Genomic DNA, 3,063 nt, shown 5'->3' with positions numbered 1-3,063 from the left:
CTTTCGATTGGTGTGTAGCAACTTTAATTGTATGTGAGTTATTTACTTTATGCTCATTTTTTTGTGCAAAAAAATGTTGAGGTAAACATGCTCTTGCGTGCTTACCCCAACATTTATTATAGAACCTCATTTCTTACTATTGATCATTTCGCCCAAAAAAAAACAATTCCTGCCCCAAAGCAGCGAATTGTTTGAAATCAGGACTATAATTTCGTTAGTTTTCTTTGTTTTCTTCTGTTTCTTCACAAATCCAAGTCCAGCCATCTTCCTGGCGAATCGTTTCCTGACGAAATAACCGGCCCAGAGCCCTCTTAAAAGCCGCCTTGCTCATGCCGAATTTGGTTTGAATGATTTCCGGGCTTGTCGCATCTCCATAAGGCATTTTCCCGCCCCGCTCTTGTAAAAACTGTAAGATACGTTCTCCATCCTCAAATAAAGCATCTTCCTTTTGTGGCCGCAAGGATACGTTGATCCGTCCATCCGGCCGGATAAAGGCTACCCGAAACTCAATTTCCTGCCCCATACGCAAAGCTGCGCCAGCCATTTCACTGCGATGGAGAAAAGCAACATGCCGCCCTTCAGCAAACAAAAAGTAACCCTCGTCAGTTTCATTATAAACGGTTCCTTTAAGTTTATCGCCTACTTTGCCGGTGAAAGGCAACGCTGCCCGCTGCAGGTCTTCTTCCACTTCCATCGTCACAGCCAAACGTCCTGTTTTATCTGTATAAAGCTTGACCCATACCTTTTCACCCTCGTAGACGCGCCCCCGCATGCGGCTAAAAGGCATAAACACCGCCCGTTCCGCCCCCAAGTCCACAAACGCTCCCTGTTTGCCTGTAAAGTGGATAACTTCCGCTCGAGCCACCTGGCCTTCCTTCATCTTGGGAAGCTTCATGCTGGCTGTTATACGGCCTCTAGCGTCATGATAAAGGAAGACATCGACTTCCTCGCCGATTTCAACCGGCCGACTCTGCTGCCCTTGGTGCAGCAGAACGTCATCGCTGGTCTGGCCGGTTCCGCCATCTAGAAATACGCCAAAGTCCGCTTTGCGAACCACCTTTAGCGTGGCTAAAGTCGCCGCCTGAAGGCGCGGCTTTTCATTTTCGTTCATCATTACTCCTTATAAGGCAGTGCTTCCGCATCACCCCACAACTGTTCCAAGTTGTAAAAACGCCGATCTTCTTCGACAAAAACATGCAAAATACATTCGCTATAATCAAGCAGGATCCAGCGTCCTTCTCGGTATCCTTCCTTGTGTAGCGGTTCTACTCCTGCCTCAGACAGCTTTTCTTCTACATGATCGACAATGGCCCGCACCTGTGTTGTCGAGTTAGCGCTGCAAATAATAAAATAGTCAGTTACTAAAGAAACCTCCGCCATTTTCAAAATGACAATATCCATGGCTTTTTTTTCACTGGCCAGTCGGGCAATGACCTCCGGTGTCGCTTTTTTAATTACTTCGATCATTATTTTCCTCCTTCAATTGTTCCTGCTGTTTCCAGCAATTTTGTTTTTACCAGTTCATTAGTCGCATTTTCATCCGTTTTCCAATAGCTTACATTTTTTTCTGTTGCAAAACGACCGGGGAGCAAAACCGGTTTTACCCCGGTAGCGCGGTCAAAGTGCCGCAAGGCTGCCCCTAGACGAAACCAATCGCTCCCTTGTATATTGGTAAGAAAAGATTCTTTGACTACGGTCTGCAGCTCCGGCAGTCTGGCAAGAGTTTCCCATTGAAAGGTTTGATTCGCCAAGGCTCTTAAAAAACGCTGCTGCCGTTGCGCTCGTCCAATATCCCCCAGCTCATCGCTGCGAAAACGTACATACTGTCCAGATCTATCTCCATCCAAATGCTGATATCCTTTATTCAGATGAATTGCCAGCGCTGCATAAGGGTCCTCATAATCCATATCCTGCTCTACATATAAGTCAACCCCGCCCAGACTGTCCACACAGCGAATAAAGCCCTGCCAGTGCAATGTAACATAATAATTCACAGGAATTTGCAGTAAATCTTCCACTGCTTTAACAGTCAGTTCCGGTCCTCCATACGCGTAGGCGTGCCCCAGCTTTTCAACGTCTTTGTGTCCCGGCAGCAATACCTGCGTATCCCTAGGCAAAGACACTAGCGTAACAATGCCCGTCTCTGGATCAATATTAGCCAAAATCATGGTATCAGAGCGTTTAGGCGCATCTGCAATACCATATTCGCCATCATCCACGCCCAGCAAGAGTACATTGAGCCGTGAAGTAGCCACCTGGGGTTTAGCATAGAGAGGTTTAACCGGAGCAGCTGCAACCGGTTCAGGAGCAGGCGGCGTCGCTTGTACCGGCTCCGCCACCGCTGGACTTGTCGTCACAGCCTGGCTCCAGAGCCATATTCCACCCTTCACCAAACCAACAAAAAACACTACTACTAGCAACAAAAACAGCACGACCCGCCCCCAACGCAACTTTCTTGGCTTAGCGCGTCGCAGCCGCTGCCGCTCGTTCAATGGCCGACTCACTGGTTTCTCCTCCATAGCAGTTCATTGCGCCCGGCAATTGTTTCCGGGTGAATCGCTTCTTCTCGTTTGATCATATACCGCAGCGTTTGATCATAGACTGCCAGCATGGCGGCATCTACATCCTGCAGCGCCAATTGTCGCAACTCCGCCACACCCTTGTAGGAACGCCCCTCTTCCAAACCGTCAGCCAAATAAATAATTTTATCCAACAATGACAAGCCAGTCCCCCCAATAGTGTGTCGTGCAATGGCGCGTAATACAGTCTCATCAGTAACGCCAAAGCGTTTTTTCGCCACCCATGCCGCCAGCGGCGCATGAAGCAGCACAGGCGAGTGAAGCGCCGCCTCATCAATCACTAACCCCATGTTCTTGGCTTCCGCCAACCATTGAGCAGGAGTCCATTCTCTAACTAAGTCATGGAGCAAGGCAGCTAAACGAGCTTGCTCCACATTCCCCTCATGCCGCTGCGCCAATTCAATTGCTTTGTTTATAACCCCTTGAGTATGAGCAAAGCGTTTAGAGCTTAATTCCTTTTTAACTTCCCGGAAAATGATTTCAA

4 protein-coding genes are annotated in these 3,063 nt (G+C 48.3%); all 4 read right to left on the bottom strand.

Annotated features, from left to right (window positions below):
- Window positions 1-214: 214 nt before the first annotated feature.
- Window positions 215-1,114, bottom strand: a complete 900-nt coding sequence (locus PHF27_RS14145; RefSeq protein ID WP_300071476.1) for a S1-like domain-containing RNA-binding protein — start codon at window positions 1,112-1,114, stop codon at window positions 215-217.
- Window positions 1,114-1,467, bottom strand: a complete 354-nt coding sequence (gene rsfS / locus PHF27_RS14140; protein ID WP_300071473.1) for a ribosome silencing factor — start codon at window positions 1,465-1,467, stop codon at window positions 1,114-1,116. Before rsfS ends, PHF27_RS14145 begins: the two co-directional genes overlap by 1 nt.
- Entirely contained in the window at window positions 1,467-2,504 is a 1,038-nt protein-coding gene (locus tag PHF27_RS14135; RefSeq protein ID WP_300071470.1) for an LCP family protein, read from the bottom strand. Before PHF27_RS14135 ends, rsfS begins: the two co-directional genes overlap by 1 nt.
- A partial coding sequence (yqeK, locus tag PHF27_RS14130; protein ID WP_300071467.1) for a bis(5'-nucleosyl)-tetraphosphatase (symmetrical) YqeK occupies window positions 2,501-3,063 on the bottom strand: 563 nt, incomplete at its 5' end. The genes yqeK and PHF27_RS14135, both read right to left, overlap by 4 nt.

It is taken from the genome of Anaeromusa sp. (assembly GCF_028691475.1).
GTDB lineage: Bacteria > Bacillota > Negativicutes > Anaeromusales > Anaeromusaceae > Anaeromusa.
This window is presented reverse-complemented; position numbering and strand designations above follow the sequence as displayed.